Raw genomic sequence first — 713 nt, forward strand, 5'->3', positions numbered from 1 at the left:
TGGTTTCCCCGTTTGGGTAAATCCGTTGTATCTAAACGTAATGGTAGAACCGATTTTCGGCGGATGGCGACGAACTTCATCCGTAAAACCGCTGCCGATGTAAAACTCTGTACCATCTGGCAAACGCACGAGCATTGCGCCCATCATCCCAAGCAAACGCCCCGTTCCCGGTTTGTAACCAACCACTTGAGCTTCCGTATCGGCGTAGCGCTTTAGCTTAAGTAAGTCGCTTCCTCTGCCCGCTTGGTAACGGCTCGACACTTTACGCAGCATCACGCCTTCGCCATCGGACAAGGAAATTTTATCCAGTTGAGCAAACAAATGTTGCTCGTTTTGGATGGCTCGGTGCTCAACGTATTTGATGTGGTGCTCATCAATATCAAACACTAAATCCTGAATGTTGTAATAACGTTTTCGGTAATCTCCTGCGGAATACGGCATGTCAAACACCATAAAATCGATTTCGCGCCACGCGCTATCAATTGGTGTTTTATCAAGAACGGTTTGCTGAACAATGTGAAAATTTCCGCGTCCGGCCCAAAGCTCACCATCCAATGGATAGTTCGGAAGTGACTCAGTGAACCACTCGGGCGCATAAATTCGGTTTCCGTTGCGGGTCACGAGGTGTTGACCTGTCCAGTAGGCTCGAATTCCATCGAGTTTCTCACTGTACCAATACTCAGAAACATCTATTCCATCTTGATAGGTTTCAG

The 713-nt window shown here is 47.7% G+C and carries 1 protein-coding gene; it reads right to left on the minus strand.

The features are described from left to right. Positions 1 to 713 (minus strand): DNA ligase (locus R7Z50_RS27325; protein ID WP_318149724.1); only part of this gene is annotated, 713 nt, incomplete at both ends.

The organism is Vibrio sp. 1249-1 (genome assembly GCF_033340495.1).